Origin of the sequence: Streptomyces sp. NBC_01485, assembly GCF_036227125.1 — a bacterium.
Lineage (GTDB): Bacteria > Actinomycetota > Actinomycetes > Streptomycetales > Streptomycetaceae > Streptomyces.
In genome coordinates, this window is record NZ_CP109435.1 from 2785701 (window position 1) to 2802911 (window position 17211).

Consider the following 17211-nt stretch of genomic DNA (forward strand, 5'->3'; position numbering starts at 1 on the left):
CTCACCGGCCGCCCCGCACAGAGCGTTCCTCACTCAGAAGGTGATCACACCCCGGACGAGACCTCAGTCTTCTCGTCCGAGCCCTGGGCTTTTCCCTCGGCGGCCGCGAGTGCCTTGTTGCGGCGCACGGAGGACCAGAAGGACCAGGCGATCAGGCAGACGCCGACGAGACCGGTGATGACCTCGTGGATCTGGTACTGGATGGTGACCATGAGGAGCACGGCCAGGGCGCCGATCGCGTAGTGGGCGCCGTGCTCCAGGTAGACGTAGTCGTCCAGGGTGCCCTGGCGGACCAGGTAGACGGTCAGCGAACGGACGTACATCGCGCCGATGCCCAGGCCCAGCGCCATCAGGACGATGTCGTTGGTGATGGCGAACGCGCCGATCACACCGTCGAAGGAGAAGGACGCGTCGAGGACCTCGAGGTAGAGGAACATGAAGAACGCGGCCTTGCCGGCGAGGGCGACCGCCGGGCGCTTCCTGCCGCTGCGCGCCGCCTCTTCCTCCTCCTCGTGCTCGCGTTCCTCCTCTTCCTCGAGTTTGTCCTCGAAGTAGCCGGAGAGACCGCCGACGACCATGTAGGTGATCAGGCCGGCGATGCCGGAGAGCAGGACCGTCTCCGCCTTGTCGGCGTGCCCGCCGCCGTGCTGGTGGGCGTGGGCGGCGAAGGTGAAGGAGGTGATCAGCAGGACGACCAGGGCGATGCAGACCGACAGCATGTCGACCTTGCCGAGCTTGGCGAGCGGGCGCTCGATCCAGCGCAGCCACTGGATGTCACGGTCCTCGAAGATGAAGTCCAGGAAGATCATCAGCAGGAACATGCCACCGAAGGCGGCGATCGACGGGTGGGCGTCGGTCACCAGTTCCTGGTACTGGTCCTTGTCGTTGAGTGCGAGGTCGACCGCGTCGATCGGGCCGATCTTGGCGCTGATGGCGACGATGACGACGGGGAAGACCAGCCGCATGCCGAAGACGGCGATGAGCACACCGACGGTGAGGAAGATCTTCTGCCAGAAGGCGTTCATCTTCTTCAGGATTCCGGCGTTGACCACCGCGTTGTCGAACGACAGCGAGATCTCGAGGACGGAGAGGATCGCCACGATGCCGAAGGCCTCCCACCCCCCGTAGAAGACCGCTGCGACCAGGCCGAGCGCGGTGACCGCGAACGACCAGCCGAAGGTTTTCAGAAGCACTGGCTACCCAATCCTGTCTGGGGGCACTCCCAGACGAAGTCTGGGGGAGGGTCTCCCCCGCGCCGTACTCGGCTTTACGAAAAGTTGACCTAGCTGAGCAAGTCTAGAGGCGGCTGCCCCGATGGGCACCGGCACCCCCATACCAGTCGGTAGCGGCACGCGCGCGGGGAGGTCCGGGGCCGGCTAGGAGACGTGGACGCCGAAGTCCAGAGCGATGCCGCGCAGACCGGACGCGTACCCCTGACCCACGGCCCTGAACTTCCACTCGCCCCCGTACCGGTACAGCTCGCCGAAGATCATCGCGGTCTCGGTCGAGGCGTCCTCGCTGAGGTCGTAGCGGGCGAGTTCCTGGCCGTCGGCCTGGTTGACGACGCGGATGAAGGCGTTGGCGACCTGGCCGAAGGTCTGGCCGCGCTCGTCCGCCTGATGGATGGAGACCGGGAAGACGATCTTGTCGCACCGGACCGGCACTTTGGCAAGATCGACCAGGAGCGATTCGTCGTCGCCGTCGCCCTCGCCGGTGAGGTTGTCGCCGGTGTGCTCCACCGAGCCGTCCGGACTCTTGAGCTGGTTGTAGAAGACGAACCACTCGTCCCCCATCACCCGCCCGCTGTCGCACAGCAGCGCGCTGGCGTCCAGGTCGAAGGGGGCTCCGGTGGTGGAGCGCGCGTCCCAGCCGAGTCCGACCATCACCTGAGTGAGGTTCGGCGCGGCCTTGGACAGGGAGACATTGCCCCCCTTGGCGAGTGTGACGCCCATTGCTGGTCCTCCCCTAGGTACTGCTTCTTCGGTTGTCCTGCACTCCCCCAGAGGGGGGACCCCCAGGCGCCGCCCGTAAACGGTGCGGCGCCTGACGATCAGACGTTCAGGTGGCTCGGATCCTCGAGGTGACTCGGATCCTTCGGGTGACTCAGACGTTGACGCCGAAGTCCTGCGCGATGCCGCGCAGGCCCGACGCGTAGCCCTGGCCGATGGCGCGGAACTTCCACTCCGCGCCGTGCCGGTAGAGCTCGCCGAAGACCATCGCGGTCTCGGTCGACGCGTCCTCACTGAGGTCGTAGCGGGCGATCTCGGCGCCGCCGGCCTGGTTCACGACGCGGATGAACGCGTTGCGGACCTGGCCGAAGGACTGCTGCCGGTTCTCGGCGTCGTAGATCGACACCGGGAAGACGATCTTGTCGACGTCGGCCGGGACCGTGGCGAGGTTGACCTTGATCGCCTCGTCGTCGCCCTCGCCCTCACCGGTGGTGTTGTCACCGGTGTGCTCCACGGAGCCGTCGGGGCTCTTGAGGTTGTTGAAGAAGACGAAGTTGGCGTCACTGGCGACCTTGCCGGCGTTGTTCACCAGCAGTGCGCTGGCGTCCAGGTCGAAGTCCGTGCCGGTCGTGGTGCGCACGTCCCACCCCAGACCGACGATGACCGCGGTCAGGCCCGGGGCCTCCTTGGTCAGCGATACGTTGCCGCCCTTGCTGAGGCTGACTCCCACGAGTCCTCCATTGGTGTCCTGGGGCGGGGAGCCCCGTGGTGCTCGGATATCGGATCTATCGGATCAACGACTCGATCCTAGTGAGGGGTTCCCGCGCCACGCAGGCCCTGGAACCGAACAATCACAGGGTGTCGAGTGCCGCGACGTACTCGCCGAGGTCGCGCGCGTCCGGCAGCGCGTTGACGACCGTCCAGCGCACGACGCCCTCCTTGTCGATGACGAAGGTGCCGCGCACCGCGCAGCCCTTGTCCTCGGCGAAGACGCCGTAGGCGCGGGAGACCTCGCCGTGCGGCCAGAAGTCGCTGAGCAGCGGGTACTCCAGGCCCTCCTGCTCGGCGAAGACGCGCAGGGTGTGGATGGAGTCGTTGGAGACGGCGAGCACCTGGGTGTCGCGGTCGGAGAACTTCGGCAGGTTGTCCCGCACCTCGCACAGCTCACCGGTGCACACGCCGGTGAAGGCGAAGGGGTAGAAGAGCAGGACGACGTTCTTGCTGCCCCGGAAGTCGGAGAGCCGCACGGCCCTGCCGTGGTTGTCCTTGAGCTCGAAGTCGGGGGCCTTGTCGCCGACCTGGATCGCCATCGCGTGGATGTCCCTTCGGGTGGGGCTGTCTGGGTGACAACACCCTACGCAGCGGGCCCCACAGGACGGCGGACGGGACGACCGGCAGCGCGGCGGCAGGACATGCCTGCGGGCCGGGCCGGATGCCGGACGGGCCGACCGGAGTCGGTCGGCCCGTCCGGTCTGAGACCGGATTACCTCGACGAGGTCACTTCTTGGACTTGGCGGCCTTGGGCGTCACCAGCCGACTGCCGCTCCAGTCCTTGCCCACGCTGACGCTCTTGCTGGCCGACAGGCCCGCGGTCGTCGAGGCTTCGGAGACGTCGCTCGGCTCCACGTATCCCGTCCGGCCGGTCTTCGGCGTCAGGAGGAGGATCGACCCGCCTTCTTCGATGTACGTGGTGGCGTCCACCAGCGCATCCGTCAGGTCTCCGTCATCGTCGCGGAACCACAGGACCACGGCGTCGGCGACGTCGTCGTAGTCCTCGTCCACCAGATCGCTGCCGATGACTTCCTCAATGGACTCGCGGAGCTCCTGGTCGACGTCGTCGTCGTAGCCGATCTCCTGGACCACCTGCCCGGGCTGGAAACCCAGCCTGACGGCAGGGCTGGTCCGCTCCTCCGCGTGGTCCGCGGTCGCGCTCACGGGTTGCCTCCTGATCATGATTCGGATGGGGGTGCCCCCGGGCCCGTCCAGGGCGTGGGGGAAACTCAGCCACGCGCGTGCGCGAAGCATTGGCCGTAGTCCACACGGGCGGGACGGATCGCGCAAGTACCCGGCGGTTCGGACCGCCGAAACGGTGACGATCCTGGCCGTGTCGACACAACTCCAGGGATGAGATCCAGACGGAAGGTGACATACACCACACCCATCTGCCCTGTTTGCGTATTTGAGAACCATCCAAGGGTACGAGATTCGAACGGGTGCCGGTTACCTCGGGGTAGAGATGACGTTTGCGGCCCCTAGGTACACGATGGGGGCTGTGCGGGTCCCCCTCGCCCCCACTGCCCCGCACGGCGCCCTACGGCCCCATACAACCCTCTGACAGGTAAGGAACAGCGTGGCTTCCGGATCCGATCGCAACCCGATCATCATTGGCGGCCTTCCGAGTCAGGTTCCTGACTTCGATCCCGAGGAAACCCAGGAGTGGCTCGACTCCCTCGACGCCGCGATCGACGAGCGCGGCCGGGAGCGTGCCCGCTACCTCATGCTGCGCCTGATCGAGCGGGCCCGCGAGAAGCGCGTGGCCGTGCCCGAGATGCGCAGCACGGACTACGTCAACACCATCCCCACCAGGGCCGAGCCGTTCTTCCCGGGCAACGAGGAGATCGAGCGCCGGATCCTGAACGCGACCCGCTGGAACGCGGCCGTGATGGTGTCCAGGGCGCAGCGCCCGGGCATCGGCGTGGGCGGCCACATCGCCACCTTCGCCTCCTCCGCGTCCCTCTACGACGTCGGCTTCAACCACTTCTTCCGCGGCAAGGACGAGGGCGACGGCGGCGACCAGGTCTTCTTCCAGGGCCACGCCTCGCCGGGCATCTACGCGCGCGCGTTCCTGCTCGACCGCCTCAGCGAGCAGAACATGGACGCGTTCCGCCAGGAGAAGTCCAAGGCGCCCAACGGCCTGTCCTCGTATCCGCACCCGCGTCTGATGCCGGACTTCTGGGAGTTCCCGACCGTGTCGATGGGCCTCGGCCCGATCGGCGCGATCTACCAGGCGCGGATGAACCGCTACATGCACGCGCGCGAGATCGCCGACACGTCGAAGTCGCATGTGTGGGCGTTCCTCGGCGACGGCGAGATGGACGAGCCGGAGTCGCTCGGCCAGCTCACCATCGCCGCCCGTGAGGGCCTGGACAACCTGACCTTCGTCGTCAACTGCAACCTCCAGCGGCTCGACGGGCCGGTGCGCGGCAACGGCAAGGTCATCCAGGAGCTGGAGTCGGTCTTCCGCGGCGCCGGCTGGAACGTGATCAAGCTGATCTGGGACCGCTCCTGGGACCCGCTGCTCGCCCAGGACCGCGACGGCACCCTGGTCAACCGGATGAACACGACCCCGGACGGCCAGTACCAGACCTACGCCACCGAGTCGGGCGCGTACATCCGCGACCACTTCTTCGGCGACGACCAGCGGCTGCGCGCGATGGTCGAGGGCATGACCGACGACCAGATCCTGCACCTGGGCCGCGGCGGGCACGACCACCGGAAGATCTACGCGGCGTTCAAGGCGGCCGTGGAGCACACCGGCCAGCCGACGGTCATCCTGGCCAAGACGGTCAAGGGCTGGACGCTCGGCCCGAACTTCGAGGGCCGCAACGCCACGCACCAGATGAAGAAGCTGACGGTCGCCGACCTCAAGGGCTTCCGCGACCGGCTGCACCTGCCGATCTCCGACAAGGAGCTGGAGGGCGGCCTCCCGCCGTACTTCCACCCGGGGCGGAACTCGGAAGAGATCCAGTACATGCACGACCGGCGCAAGGGCCTCGGCGGCTACGTCCCGACCCGCGTCGTCCGCTCGAAGCCGCTCGCGCTGCCGGACGAGAAGACGTACGCGAGTGTGAAGAAAGGTTCGGGTCAGCAGTCCATCGCCACGACCATGGCGTTCGTACGGCTACTCAAGGACCTGATGCGGGACAAGGAGCTCGGCAGGCGGTTCGTGCTGATCGCGCCGGACGAGTACCGCACGTTCGGCATGGACTCCTTCTTCCCGAGTGCGAAGATCTACAACCCGCTCGGCCAGCAGTACGAGGCCGTGGACCGGGATCTCCTGCTCGCCTACAAGGAGTCGCCGACCGGTCAGATGCTGCACGACGGCATCTCGGAAGCGGGCTGTACGGCGTCGCTGATCGCGGCGGGCTCGGCGTACGCCACGCACGGCGAGCCGCTCATCCCGGTCTACGTCTTCTACTCGATGTTCGGTTTCCAGCGCACCGGCGACCAGTTCTGGCAGATGTCGGACCAGTTGGCGCGCGGTTTCGTGCTGGGCGCGACCGCCGGCCGTACGACCCTGACCGGTGAGGGGCTCCAGCACGCGGACGGCCACTCGCAGTTGCTCGCCTCGACGAACCCGGGCTGTGTCGCCTACGACCCGGCGTACGGCTTCGAGATCGCGCACATCGTGCAGGACGGGCTGCGGCGGATGTACGGCAGTTCCGCCGAGCATCCGCACGGCGAGGACGTCTTCTACTACCTCACGGTCTACAACGAGCCGATCCAGCACCCGGCCGAGCCGGCGGACGTGGACGTCGAGGGCATCCTGAAGGGCATCCACCGCTTCAGCGCGGGCACGGCGGGCCGGATCCCCGCGCAGATCATCGCGTCCGGTGTGGCGGTCCCCTGGGCGGTCGAGGCGCAGAAGATCCTCGCCGAGGACTGGAACGTCAAGGCCGACGTCTGGTCGGCGACCTCCTGGAACGAGCTGCGGCGCGAGGCCGTCGAGGTCGAGCGGCACAACCTGCTGCACCCGGAGGAGGAGCAGCGGGTGCCGTACGTGACGCGGAAGCTGTCCGGGGCCGAGGGGCCGTTCGTGGCCGTCTCGGACTGGATGCGGTCGGTGCCGGACCAGATCGCGCGCTGGGTGCCGGGCACGTACCAGTCGCTGGGCGCGGACGGCTTCGGCTTCGCGGACACCCGGGGCGCGGCCCGCCGGTTCTTCCACATCGACGCCCAGTCGGTGGCGGTGGGCGTGCTGACCGAGCTGGCGCGGGACGGCAAGGTGGACCGGTCGGTGCTGAAGCAGGCCATCGACCGCTACCAGTTGCTGGACGTCTCGGCGGCCGACCCGGGGGCGGCGGGCGGCGACGCGTAGCGCGTACCGGTAGGGCGGACCCGTAGCACGGGGGTGAGGGCGGTGGGGCTCGTGGCCACACCGCCCTTACTGGTTCTTTACGATGCGACCATGCAAGAACAGTCGGCGCAGGGCCGGTGGGAGTCGCAGCGCCGGTGGGAGCTGTGGACGCAGCGGCCGTTGCTCGCCCTCGCCGTGGTGTTCGCCGTCGCCTACGCCGTACCGATCGTGGACACGTCGGCGGACCGCGCGGTGACGGCCGTGTGCACCGCGGTGGAGTGGGTGGTGTGGGGGGGCGTTCGCCGTGGACTACGTGGTCCGGCTGGCGCTGACGCCCGACCGGCGGCGGTTCGTCCGGACGCACTGGCTGGACCTGTTGGCGGTGGTGCTGCCGCTGGTGCAGCAGCTCAAGCTGTTGCGGCTGGTCTCGACGCTGCTGCTGGTGGGGCGGCGGGCGCGGATGGCCTCGCAGATCCGGATGACGACGTATGTCGTGGGGGCGGTCGTCGGGCTGCTGATGTTCGGTTCGCTCGCCGTGCTGTCGGTGGAGCGGGGCGCGCCGGAGGGGAACATCCGCACGCTGGATGACGCGCTGTGGTGGTCGTTCACGACGATGACGACGGTGGGGTACGGGGACCACTCGCCGACCACCGGGCTGGGCCGGATCATCGCCGTGGGCCTGATGCTGTCCGGGATCGCCCTGCTCGGTGTCGTCACCGCGAACATCGCGGCCTGGTTCATCGAGCGCTTCGAGAAGGACGACGTCGAGGAACGCGCCCAGACGCAGGCGATCCAGGCCCTGACGGAGGAAGTGCGGGCGCTGCGCCGCGAGGTGGCCGCGCTGCGGGAGCGGTCCCTCAACCGCTGACCGCAGTGGCGGTCGGACGGCAGCAGTCAGGGCCGCGGCGCGCTGTCCCCCTCCGGCAGCGCGCCGCGGCCCTGGCCGCCCTCCCATCCGGAGGGCTTGACTAACTGTGACCTGCGGCGCGTGCCGGATGCGAGGAACCTTTAGCCTTGTCACCCTGATAGGGGAAAGTTCTTGAAATCCCGTCAGATATGACCGACGCCCGCGCCCGCCTCCGCGTTCGCGCCCCGCTTGGTGAGCAGCGCGACGAACACGGCGACGACCGCCACCCCGGCGGCGACCAGCGACGCGAGGCTCATGCCGGAGATGAAGGTGTCGTGGGCGACGTCCGCGATCTTCGCGGCGACCGCCTCGGGCGTCCCCTTGGCCACCGGCGCCACGCCGACCTGGACCGCCTCGGAGGCCTGGTCCAGTTGGGCGGGGGTGAGCTCGGGCAGGCCCGCGCCCGTCCAGTTGCCGGGCAGGTCGCTGTCCACCTTGGACGCCATCACCCCGCCGAGCACGGCCGTACCGAGGCTGCCGCCGATCTGCATGGCCGCCTGCTGGAGACCGCCCGCCACACCCGACAGCTCCATGGGGGCGTTGCCCACGATGACCTCCGTCGCGCCGACCATGACCGGGGCGAGGCCGAAGCCCAGCAGCGCGAACCAGATGGACATGACACCGCTGCCGGTGTCCGTCTCCAGCGTGGACATGCCGTACATGGCGATCGCGGTGGCGGCCATGCCGCCGGCCAGCGGGATGCGCGGGCCGAGCTTGGTGATCGCCGCGCCCGCGAGCGGGGAGCCGACGATCATCATGCCGGTGAGCGGGAGCAGGTGCAGTCCCGCGTCGATCGGGCTCATGCCGTGCACGTTCTGGAGGTAGAACGTCACGAAGAACAGGCCGCCCATGAAGGCGATCGCCATCAGCACCATGAGGACCACACCAGCCGACAGCGGGACCGAGCGGAACAGTCCCAGCGGGATCAGCGGTTCCCCGACCTTCGTCTCCCAGAAGGCGAAGGCGGCGAAGAGGACGACGGAGGCGACGATGAACGTCCAGGTCAGGCCGTCGCCCCAGCCCCAGGTCGGGGCCTTGATGAGGGCCCAGACCAGGCTGAACATCGCGCCCGAGAGGAAGGCTATGCCCAGGAGGTCGAAGGAGCGCGGCGCGTTCTCGGCGCGGTGGTCGAGCAGGATCAGCACGCCCAGGACGAGGGCGAGCGCGCCGACCGGCACGTTGATGAAGAACACCGACTGCCAGTTGACGTGCTCGACGAGGACGCCGCCGAGGATCGGGCCGCCGGCGGTGGAGGCGCCGATGACCATGCCCCACAGGCCGATGGCCATGTTGAGCTTCTCGGCCGGGAAGGTCGCACGCAGCAGCCCGAGCGCGGCCGGCATCAGCAGCGCGCCGAACAGCCCCTGGAACACGCGGAAGGTGACGACGAAGGCGATGCTGTCGGACAGGCCGATCGCGCCGGACGCGGCGGCGAACCCGACGACGCCTATCAGGAACGTCTGGCGGTGGCCGAAGCGGTCACCGAGCTTGCCCGCGGTGATCAGGGAGACCGCGAGGGCGAGGAAGTAGGCGTTGGTGATCCACTGGACCTGGGCGAAGGTGGCGCCCAGGTCGCTGGCGATGGCCGGGTTGGCGATGGCGACGATGGTGCCGTCGAGGGCCACCATCATGACGCCGACGGCGACGGTGATGAGGGTGAACCACGGATGGCCGCGCAGCCCCTTGGCGGGCGGCCCGTCCGACGGATCCGCCGGTGCTGTGCCCCCCGGCCCCGCCGCGCTGATGGTGGTCTGACTAGTCATGCGTTCGAGGCTAGTGACAGCCACTGACAATTGACAAACCAGTTCACAAGTCGGTAACTGACACGTATGGAAACACTGCGCGAACGCAAGAAACAGCGCACCCGGGACGCGCTGCTGCGGGCCGCCGTGGAGCTGTTCACCTCGCAGGGGTACGAGGGGACGACCGTCGACGAGATCGCCGAGGCCGTCGACGTCTCGCAGCGCACCTTCTTCCGCTACTTCGCCGGCAAGGACGAGGCCGCGCTGGCCCTGGTGGAGATGACGGTGGCGCGGTTCGTGGCGGCGGTGCGCGAACGCCCGCCGCACGAGGCGCCGATGGAGGCGCTGCGGCACGCCGTCGTGGACGGCTGGGACGAGATCAACGACATCGTCGAGTCCGTCGTCCCGGTCGAGACCTACCTGCGGCTGTACCGGGTGATCGAGTCGACGCCGGTGCTGCTCGCCGCGCATCTGCGGCGCTCGGCGGCGGTCGAGGAGACCCTCGCGCGGGTGATCGCCGAGCGCGAGGGTCTCGACGTGGACGCCGATCCGCGGCCGCGGCTGGTGGTGGCCGTGTTCAGCGGGGTGATGCGGGTGACGGAACGGCAGTGGGGCACCGGCGGGGACTCCAGCCTGGCAGGCATCCGCACCCTGACGTCCCTGTACCTCGACGGGGTGGGCCCCGCGCTGCTGGGGAACTGGCGCGCATCCCGGGAAGAGACGGCCGGAAAAGCAACGGCCCGAGAAGAGACGGCCTGAAAAGTCAGGGCCTGAAGGGAAAGGGAGAGGCCTGAAGGGCTTTATGACCATTCCCACGTTCAGCGAAACGTGATCCCCGTCACTTGGGTCTCCCGAGACCCTCTCGTTCTCCTAGTGTGTCCTTTCAGTGACTTCCTTCGACACCTCCCCTCAACTCAGCGTCTGGCGCGCACTGGCCGCCCTGGCCGTGGTGTTCGTGATGCTGGCGACCACCGGCTGGACCGCGGTGCGCCACCACCGGGAGAGCACCGCCCTCCAGGTCTCGCGCACCGCGTGGGAGCAGGGCCGGCTCGACGGCCACCGGCTGCCGGATCCCGCGTCGGCCCCCGGCCGGCTCGCCCGCTTCTTCGCCTCGCTGACCGCCCAGCAGCGCACCGCCCTCGCGCGGGACTACCCGCTCGCGGTCGGCAACATGAACGGCGCCCCGGCCGAACTGCGCTACCGCGCCAACCGGGTCGCCCTGCGCCAGCAGATCCGCCTCGAACGCGCCCGCATGCACGACACCCGGCTCACGCCCTCCGGGCAGCAGTTGGCCGGCCGGCGCATGCAGCGCTACGAGTCGATGAGCGGCGCCGACCGGCAGATCCTCGCCTTCGACCCGGACGGCTCCGGCCGCGCCGCCGAGGTGCTCGGCAGCCTCGAGCAGGCCGAGCGGATCTCCGTCGTCGTCCCCGGCGTCGACACCGATCTGCTCACCTTCCAGCGCACCAACCGCAGATACTCCGCGCCCGTCGGCATGGCCGAGGCCCTCTACGCCGCCGAGCGCGAGGCGAGCCCCTCGACGCGTACGGCCGTGATCGCCTGGGCCGACTACACCTCGCCCGACGGTCTGGGCATCGACTCGGCCACCGCGATGCGCGCCGAGAGCGGCGCCGTCCGGCTGAACGCCCTGCTGGACGCCCTGCCGGGCAGCGCGCCCGTCTCGATGTTCTGCCACAGCTACGGCTCGGTGGTGTGCGGGGTCGCCGCGCACGCCATGCCGGGCCGGGTGACCGACATAGCGGTGGCCGCCAGCCCCGGGATGCGGGTGGAGAACGCGGCCCAACTGGGCACCGACGCCCGGGTGTGGGCGATGCGGGACGCCACCGACTGGGTGCAGGACGTGCCGCACCTGGAGGTCGGCGGCCTCGGGCACGGCGAGGACCCGATGGCTCAGGAGTTCGGCGCACGGCTGCTGTCGGCGCAGGAGGCCAAGGGCCACGGCGGCTACTTCGAACCGGGTACGGACAGCCTGCGCAACCTCGCCGGTATCGGCACCGGCGCGTACCGCTCGGTGGAGTGTGCCCACGACGATGACGCCTGCACGGCGGGTTTGTCCGACACGACGAAGGCCGGACGCGCGTAGAGACGCAGCAATTGCGGGGCGCGCGGGGAGGGGACGAAGAATGGGTGTCCCGCATACGATGAGCCGCATGGGTGACGTACTGGCCGGATTTCATGCCGCCTGGGAGTTCGATTCCGACTCCGTCCTCATCCGCTACGAACGGGGGCTGCGCACGCCCAAGCTGCTGTCGGCGCTGGGCGAGCGCCGGATTCCACTGGCGGCCATCGGCCGGGTGACGCTGGCCCCCGGCAAGCGGGGGACGGTCGTCCTGCACGCGCAGCCGCGGCCGGGAGCCGATCCGTTGACGGAGGCGGCGGCGGGGCAGCTCAAGGAAGGGTGCGACCCGTACCGGCTGGTGCTGCCCGCCGAACGGGAGACGCTCGCCGAGTACTACGCCGACGAGTTGCGGGACCGGCTGACCCACGCCGACGCCGGTCCGGCGGAACGTTTCCTGGTGGACGCTCCCGAGGTGCCGCTGTCGTTCAAGGCGTACGACGGGAAGGCCTCGTTCGACGGGAGCACGGTGCGTTTCCGGTGGTTCTGGACGGGGGCGTCGTCGGCGAAGTGGAAGGCGGGCGACCAGCGTTTCGCCGTGTCCGAGCTGACCGGCGTGGAGTGGCGGTCCCCGGAGGTCTTCGAGGGGCACCTGCGACTGCTCCGCCGAGACGGGGACGAGCAGCCCGCGCAGGCCGACCAGGATCCCGCGACGGTGGTGTTCGGCCTGGGGTACGGCCCCGTGCACGAGTCCCTGCCGTTCGCGGCGGCGGTCCTGGCCGCCGTACGCACCCGTGGGCCCGCGGCCGTGGTCACGGCCCCGAGCCCACGTCGTGATCCCGCCGACATCGCCGAACGCATCCGCCACCTCGGGGAACTGCACCGGTCCGGACTGGTCACCGACGAGGAGTTCTCCGTGAAGAAGGCGGAGCTGCTGTCGGAGCTGTGATCACTCGCGTCCGGCGGAGGTGAACCTCATGTCGGCGTAGCGGTCGCCGGCGACCTTGGCCGCGATCGGCTCCAGGACGGCCAGTTCCTCCTTCGTCAGGTGGAGGGCCGTGGACGCCGTGTTCTCCTCCACCCGGCTCGGCTTGCGGGTGCCCGGGATCGGGATCACCGGGAGGCCGTGGACCTCGGACTGCTGCTGGACCCAGGCCAGGGCGATCTGGCCCGGCGTCGCGTCGTGGGCCTTGGCCACCGCGCGGATCGGCTCCAGGAGCGCCCCGTTCGCGGCGGCGTTCTCGCCGGTGAAGCGGGGCTGCTGGCGGCGGAAGTCGTCGGCGGTGAGGTCCTGGTCGGCGTTGGCGAAGGAGCCGGTGAGGAAGCCCCGGCCGAGCGGGGAGTACGGGACCAGGGTCACGCCCAGTTCGCGGGCCGCGGGTACCACCTGCGCCTCGATGTCCCGGCTGAACAGCGACCACTCCGACTGCACGGCCGCGATGGGGTGCACGCCCTGTGCCGCGCGCAGTTCGGCGGCCGTCACCTCGCTGAGGCCCAGTTGCTTGACCTTGCCCTCGCGCACCAGCTCGGCCATCACGCCGACGGTCTCCTCGATCGGCGCGTCCAGATCGCGCCGGTGCATGTAGTAGAGGTCGATGACGTCGACGTCCAGCCGCCGCAGGCTCGCCTCGACGCAACTGCGGATGTAGGGCACGTCGTTGCGGATGATCCGCTTGGTCGGGTCGTCCGGGTGGACGGCCAGGCCGAACTTCGTGGCGATCACGAGCTCGTCGCGGTGCGCCTTGAAGAAGGGGGAGAGGAACTTCTCGTTCTCGCCCGCGCCGTACGCGTCCGCCGTGTCGTAGAACGTGACGCCGAGTTCCAGGGCGCGTTCCAGGGTGGCCCGGGACTCCTCCGCGTCCGCGGGGCCGTACGCGAAGCTCATGCCCATGCAGCCCAGGCCCTGGACGCCCACCTCTGGGCCGTTCTCGCCGAGTCGTGCCGTCGGGATCCTGCTGTCGGTCATCCGACCTTCTCCTTCTCGTACACGCGGCACGCGTCCGCGTAGAAACTGATCTTCCGGTCGAGCACGGCGAGCGTGTCCTGCAGTTCGGAGATCCGGGCCAGGACGTCCCGGCGGGTCGACACGAGGAGGTCGAAGCGCTCGGTGAACGTGCCGTCGCCCTCGCGCACCAGCTCCGCGTACCGCACCATGTCGGCGACCGGCATGCCGGTGAGCCGGAGCTTGCCGACGAACTCGAGCCAGTCCAGGTCGCGGTTGCTGTAGCGGCGCTGGCCGGTGTGCGAGCGGTCGACGTGCGGCATCAGGCCGATCCGCTCGTACCAGCGCAGGGTGTGGGCCGTCAGGCCCGTGAAGGCGACGACCTCACTGATCGTGTAGCTGTCCTGGCCGTCCGGTCGCCGATGCGGTTGCGGCGGGGCGGCACAGTTGTCGGTCCTGGTGCCCGTGGTCTCCATCACCGTCATGCCCCCAACGCTATGGCCTTGGAGTGCGCTCCAAGCAAGCCGAATCGGTAAGAAAGCCGGGGGCGCGCGGCTTGATCAGGCCGGTACCGGCGACGCCGGACCCCTTGACGGTGCCGCCGCCGTGCGCCGCATAGGCTCGGCGGCATGTCGTTGAAGAGCCTCGCGCTGATCGAGAACTGGCCGGTTCCCTCCGCCTCGGCGGGTGTCGTACGGGCCGACGGTGCGGTCCTGGGGACCCACGGACCCGTCGGGCGGCGTTTCCCGCTGGCCTCGGTCACCAAGCCGCTCGCCGCGTACGCCGTGCTCGTCGCGTACGAGGAGGGGGCGGTCGAGCTGGACGAGCCGGCCGGGCCGCCCGGGTCCACGGTCCGCCACCTCCTCGCCCACACCTCCGGGCTGGCCTTCGACGAGCACCGGGTGACCGCGCCCCCCGGGGAGCGGCGGCTGTACTCCAACGCCGGGTTCGAGCAGCTCGGCGACCATCTCGCGAAGGCGACGGACATCCCGTTCGCGGAGTATCTGCGGCAGGCGGTGCTGGAGCCGCTGGGGATGGCCGACACCGCCCTGGCGGGCGCGGGCTCGCCGGCCAGGGACGGCGTGTCGACCGTGACGGACCTGCTGCGGTTCGCGGCGGAGGTGCAGGCGCCGCGGCTGCTGGATCCGCGGACGGTGGCCGACGCGATGAGCGTGCAGTACCCGGGCACCAAGGGCGTCCTGCCGGGTTACGGGCACCAGAGCCCCAACGACTGGGGGCTCGGTTTCGAGATCCGCGACGCCAAGTCCCCGCACTGGACGGGGAGTTCCTCGTCGCCGCGCACCTTCGGGCACTTCGGGCAGTCCGGTACGTTCCTGTGGATCGATCCCGAAGCGGGCGTCGCCGGAGTCGCCCTGACGGACCGTCCGTTCGGGCCGTGGGCGGTCGAGGCGTGGCCGCCGTTCACGGACGCGGTGCTGGCGGAACTCCGGTAGCTAGCCGAGTGGTTGGCCGGCCGGCAGGCCGGCCATCTCCCACAGCAGCAGCTCCGCCCCCGTCACGCCCACCGCCTCCATGTCCTTCGCGTCGGTGATGCGCGCCGCGTCGCCCGGCCCCAACTCCACGCCGTCCAGCCGGACTTCGCCGCGCACGACCTGCGCGTACACGTACGGCCCGTCCGGCACCGCCGTCCGCTCCCCCGCGAGCAGCCGCCGTACGTGGAGCATCGCGCCCGCCTCCGGGACGGCGTACGGCGTCGAGTCGGCGATGCCGTGGACGATCTCGTACGACGGGTCGCCGCCGGGGTCCAGGGGGGCCAGCCACATCTGAAGGAACGTCAGGGGCGTGGGGCCGTCGTTGCGTTCGACGTGCCGGACGCCGGACGCCGAGCTGAGCCGCTGCACGTCCCCGGGGCGCACCAGCGTCTCGTGGCCGGCCGAGTCGCGGTGGGTCAGCTCGCCCTCGACGACCCAGGTGACGATCTCGGTGTGGCTGTGGGGGTGCTCGTCGAAACCGGCGCCGGGGGCGAGGCGTTCCTCGTTGCAGGCGATCAGCGGGCCGAAGCGGAGGTTGCCGGGGTCGTAGTGCGGGCCGAAGGAGAAGGCGTGCCACGACTCGATGCCGGCGGCCGGGTCGCCGCCTGGGTAGCGCTCGTCGGCGCGCCGTACGTCCATCACGCGACCACGGTAGACCCGCCGCCCCTACGATGACCGCCCCGACGGCCGCGCAACGGCCGTTGCCACGCCCGTGGGCCGTCCTCAACCTGCGACCCGGCGGCACACGGCCCCGTCCCGATAAGGCAGTCTTGTCCACGTGCCCGAACCCGAAACGAGTCGCCCCGACCCCGCGGCGCGCGCCGTCCACTCCCACCCCGCGACGCTGAAGCGGCTGGAGAAGTCCTCCGGAAGTCTCGCCGCCCAGGCCATCGCGCGGATGGACGAGACACTGTCGTGGTACCGGGCGATGCCCCCGGAGAACCGTTCCTGGATCGGGCTGGTCGCCCAGGCGGGTATCGCCGCCTTCACCGAGTGGTTCCGGCATCCGGACGCCCCGCAGGCCATCTCCACCGACGTGTTCGGCACGGCGCCGCGCGAGCTGACGCGGGCCATCACGCTGCGGCAGACCGTCGAGATGGTGCGGACCACCATCGAGGTCATGGAGTCCGCGATCGACGAGGTCGCGGCCCCCGGCGACGAGAACGTGCTGCGCGAGGCGCTCCTCGTGTACGCCCGGGAGATCGCCTTCGCCACCGCCCAGGTCTACGCCCAGGCCGCCGAGGCGCGCGGCGCGTGGGACGCCCGGCTGGAGTCGCTCGTCGTGAACGCCGTGCTGAGCGGCGAGGCCGACGAGGGGGCCGTGAGCCGGGCCGCCGCGCTCGGCTGGAACTCGCCGGAACACGTGTGCGTGATCCTCGGGACCGCGCCCGACGGGGACTCCGAGCTGACCGTGGAGGCCATCCGGCGGGCCTCGCGGCACGCCAAGCTCCAGGTGCTCACCGGGGTGCTCGGCACCCGGCTCGTGGTGATCGCGGGCGGCAGCGACAATCCGCTCGCCGTCGCCAAGTCGCTGATCGGGCCGTTCGCCGCGGGCCCCGTGGTGGCCGGGCCGGTCGTGCCCGACCTGCTCGCCGCGACCCGGTCCGCGCAGGCCGCCGCCGCCGGGCTCAAGGCCTGTTCCGCGTGGCAGGACGCGCCCCGGCCGGTGCTGGCGGACGATCTGCTTCCGGAACGCGCGATCGCCGGTGATCCCGGTGCGCGCGATCAGTTGGTGGAGGAGATCTACAGACCGCTGGAGGAGGCCGGGTCCGCGCTTCTGGAGACGCTGTCCGTCTATCTCGAACAGGCGTCCAGTCTCGAAGGGGCCGCACGGATGCTCTTCGTTCACCCGAACACCGTGCGCTACCGGCTTCGACGTGTGACTGACGTCACCGGATGGTCACCCTCGGATGTACGCTCCGCGTTCACGCTCCGGATCGCGTTGATCCTGGGGCGCCTGGTCGACGGCGATCCCCAGACCTAGGCATTTGTCGGGAGTCCACAAAACCCCCTGCCGTTCTTCG

Annotated in this window: 15 protein-coding genes and 1 pseudogene; 7 read left to right on the top strand and 9 right to left on the bottom strand. The window is 69.9% G+C overall.

Annotated features, from left to right (window positions below; all coding sequences use genetic code 11):
* Nucleotides 1-44: 44 nt before the first annotated feature.
* From OG352_RS12805 to OG352_RS12825, 5 genes are all read right to left on the bottom strand, one after another.
* Nucleotides 45-1193 carry a DUF475 domain-containing protein gene (locus OG352_RS12805; RefSeq protein WP_329216821.1) on the bottom strand — a complete coding sequence of 383 codons (1149 nt, stop codon included), beginning with the start codon at nucleotides 1191-1193 and terminating at the stop codon, nucleotides 45-47.
* Between the two features lie 183 nt (nucleotides 1194-1376).
* Nucleotides 1377-1952 (bottom strand): TerD family protein, encoded by a 576-nt coding sequence (locus OG352_RS12810; protein WP_329216822.1) that lies wholly within the window; start codon nucleotides 1950-1952, stop codon nucleotides 1377-1379.
* 151 nt (nucleotides 1953-2103) lie between these two features.
* Nucleotides 2104-2679: a TerD family protein gene (locus tag OG352_RS12815; RefSeq protein ID WP_057583419.1), complete on the bottom strand. Its 576-nt coding sequence runs from the start codon at nucleotides 2677-2679 to the stop codon at nucleotides 2104-2106.
* Between the two features lie 121 nt (nucleotides 2680-2800).
* Nucleotides 2801-3259, bottom strand: coding sequence for a peroxiredoxin (locus tag OG352_RS12820; protein WP_329216823.1), 459 nt, complete (start codon nucleotides 3257-3259; stop codon nucleotides 2801-2803).
* 187 nt (nucleotides 3260-3446) lie between these two features.
* Complete coding sequence (locus OG352_RS12825; RefSeq protein ID WP_329216824.1) at nucleotides 3447-3884, bottom strand: DUF3052 domain-containing protein; 438 nt, start codon at nucleotides 3882-3884, stop codon at nucleotides 3447-3449.
* A gap of 415 nt (nucleotides 3885-4299) precedes the next feature.
* Here OG352_RS12825 and aceE point away from each other — a divergent pair, with 415 nt between their 5' ends.
* Complete coding sequence (aceE, locus tag OG352_RS12830) at nucleotides 4300-7047, top strand: pyruvate dehydrogenase (acetyl-transferring), homodimeric type (RefSeq protein WP_329216825.1); 2748 nt, start codon at nucleotides 4300-4302, stop codon at nucleotides 7045-7047.
* A gap of 90 nt (nucleotides 7048-7137) precedes the next feature.
* Nucleotides 7138-7894 (top strand): annotated as a pseudogene (locus OG352_RS12835) (potassium channel family protein).
* A gap of 182 nt (nucleotides 7895-8076) precedes the next feature.
* Here OG352_RS12835 and OG352_RS12840 read toward each other — a convergent pair.
* Nucleotides 8077-9696, bottom strand: a complete 1620-nt coding sequence (locus OG352_RS12840) for an MFS transporter (RefSeq protein WP_329216826.1) — start codon at nucleotides 9694-9696, stop codon at nucleotides 8077-8079.
* Nucleotides 9697-9762: 66 nt separating this feature from the next.
* Here OG352_RS12840 and OG352_RS12845 point away from each other — a divergent pair, with 66 nt between their 5' ends.
* The 3 genes from OG352_RS12845 to OG352_RS12855 all read left to right on the top strand — a co-directional run bounded on the left by OG352_RS12845 (nucleotide 9763) and on the right by OG352_RS12855 (nucleotide 12701).
* On the top strand, nucleotides 9763-10434 hold the full coding sequence (locus OG352_RS12845; protein ID WP_329216827.1) for a TetR family transcriptional regulator: 672 nt from the start codon (nucleotides 9763-9765) through the stop codon (nucleotides 10432-10434).
* Nucleotides 10435-10561: 127 nt separating this feature from the next.
* Entirely contained in the window at nucleotides 10562-11779 is a 1218-nt protein-coding gene (locus OG352_RS12850) for an alpha/beta hydrolase (protein WP_329216828.1), read from the top strand.
* A 58-nt stretch (nucleotides 11780-11837) separates the two neighbouring features.
* On the top strand, nucleotides 11838-12701 hold the full coding sequence (locus OG352_RS12855) for a DUF4429 domain-containing protein (protein ID WP_329223809.1): 864 nt from the start codon (nucleotides 11838-11840) through the stop codon (nucleotides 12699-12701).
* Here OG352_RS12855 and OG352_RS12860 read toward each other — a convergent pair whose 3' ends face one another.
* Nucleotides 12702-13718, bottom strand: a complete 1017-nt coding sequence (locus tag OG352_RS12860; protein WP_329216829.1) for an aldo/keto reductase — start codon at nucleotides 13716-13718, stop codon at nucleotides 12702-12704.
* A complete protein-coding gene (locus OG352_RS12865) occupies nucleotides 13715-14179 on the bottom strand; it encodes a MerR family transcriptional regulator (protein WP_329216830.1) in 465 nt (154 codons plus the stop codon). The genes OG352_RS12860 and OG352_RS12865 overlap by 4 nt, the downstream gene beginning before the upstream one ends.
* A 144-nt stretch (nucleotides 14180-14323) precedes the next feature.
* Between OG352_RS12865 and OG352_RS12870 the strand changes: the two genes are divergently transcribed.
* On the top strand, nucleotides 14324-15148 hold the full coding sequence (locus OG352_RS12870) for a serine hydrolase domain-containing protein (protein ID WP_329216831.1): 825 nt from the start codon (nucleotides 14324-14326) through the stop codon (nucleotides 15146-15148).
* On the opposite strand, the gene OG352_RS12875 is transcribed toward OG352_RS12870, so the two are convergent.
* Nucleotides 15149-15829 carry a pirin family protein gene (locus tag OG352_RS12875; protein ID WP_443072234.1) on the bottom strand — a complete coding sequence of 227 codons (681 nt, stop codon included), beginning with the start codon at nucleotides 15827-15829 and terminating at the stop codon, nucleotides 15149-15151.
* Between the two features lie 136 nt (nucleotides 15830-15965).
* Between OG352_RS12875 and OG352_RS12880 the strand changes: the two genes are divergently transcribed.
* Nucleotides 15966-17171 carry a PucR family transcriptional regulator gene (locus tag OG352_RS12880; RefSeq protein ID WP_329216833.1) on the top strand — a complete coding sequence of 402 codons (1206 nt, stop codon included), beginning with the start codon at nucleotides 15966-15968 and terminating at the stop codon, nucleotides 17169-17171.
* Nucleotides 17172-17211 lie beyond the last annotated feature (40 nt).